This is a genomic window from Pseudomonas sp. 05N434, from assembly GCF_056396965.1.
The window spans coordinates 1-1,471 of the sequence record NZ_JBFTMK010000824.1 but is presented as its reverse complement, the minus strand read 5'-3'; the positions used below and the strand labels follow the sequence as shown (position 1 = coordinate 1,471).

General features: G+C 57.3%; 2 protein-coding genes. Both read right to left on the bottom strand.

Annotation, left to right across the window (positions count from 1 at the left end; genetic code table 11):
* On the bottom strand, positions 1-172 hold a 172-nt coding region (locus tag AC1DLB_RS29780; RefSeq protein ID WP_477786262.1), incomplete at its 3' end, for an Lrp/AsnC family transcriptional regulator.
* Positions 169-1,471: threonine synthase (gene thrC, locus AC1DLB_RS29775; RefSeq protein ID WP_477786261.1), on the bottom strand; the 1,303-nt coding region annotated here is incomplete at its 5' end. The genes AC1DLB_RS29780 and thrC, both read right to left, overlap by 4 nt.

Here is a 1,471-nt window from a genome sequence, read left to right as displayed (position 1 = left end):
GAAGAACCGTATAGCCCTGGATCGCACCGTCGCGCTCAAGACGCTCGATGCGCTGGCGCACCGCATTGCGCGACAAGTTGATCTTGGCACCCAGTTCGATATGGGCTATTCGCGCATTGGCGGTAAGTTCGGCCAGTATGCGTTCGTCCAACGGATCTAGAATGCGCTTCATGCAGACCTCTGCAGCGCCAGACGAAGAGCCTGGCACAGACCGTCAAGATCGCCCTTGGCCAGGTACGGTGGTTGCGCGCGCACCTCGACAGTGCTCGGAACGCTTGCTTGCCAGACGCCCAGTTCGGCCAACAGCGCCGCTGACTTGGCCGGCGCAATTTGCCCGAAGGTGACCATCGGCGCGCCCAGGCTGCGTCGATGAAGCCTGCCGGCCAGTACACCGACAGCGGTGTGAGGATCGATGGCCGAGCCTGTCTCTCGGAACAGTTCGACTACTTCATCGCGCACCTGGGATTCGTGTACGGCATAGGAATCGAAGAGTACTCGAGCACGCAGCCATTGCTGGTTGCCGACGCTCATTTCTCCGCAACTTTCAAAATGCTCCATCAGTGCTTTTGTTGAGCAGCCATCGTGCTCGTAAATCTCCCAGATAAACCGCTCCAGGTTGGAAAACAACGAGAAGTCCATCGCCGGCGACACGGTTCGATTAGTCATCCGGGTGGAGTAGCGATTGCAATGAAAAAACTGGTGCAGGGCATCATTGCTGTTGGTGGAAATGATCACCTGATTGATCGGTAATCCCATTTTCTGCGCAATGTAACCAGCGTAGATTTCGGCCGAGCTGGCAGCTGGAACGCTAAAGCCAACGGGACGCGAGCCACCGCCCAGTTGCAAGGCCGCGTGGAAGTAAAAAACGATCTGGGCCAGGACGCCGATCCAATTGGTCGAGTTGAAACAGACCGGCAACACTCCATCCACCGGCCACTCACGCAAGAGCCGGGAGACCAGCGTCTGGCAATCATCGAAATTACCGTCAACCGGAAACAGCTGAACCCGCTGCGGGTCGGCTGCCTGCAAGGCACTGAGTTGCTCAGGTGCAAGCCCGTCGCGCGGATACAGTATTGCCATGCGGGCGGCCGGGCAGTTAGCAAAGGCTTCAAGCGCCGCGACGCCGGTATCACCGTTAGTTGCACCGACCACCAACGCTTCTTYACCGATCTCCGTCAGGAAATGGTCGACCAGGCGCGACTGCAATTGCGCGGCGAAATCCTTGGAAGAACCGGTCGGACCATGAAACAGCTGGAGTATCCACTCGTTGTGCCCGATTTGCTCAAGCGGCGTAATAGCGCGGTGCTTGAATTGTTGATAGCTGTCACTGAGCAAGGCACGCAGGGTGCTTTCGTCTATGGAAGAGCCGACAAAAGGCGAAATCACTCGCCAAACCAACTCATCAAACGGCAGCCACGACCAGCCAGCAATCTGTTTCTCGGTAAAGACAGGCAAACTGGCTGGGACATAG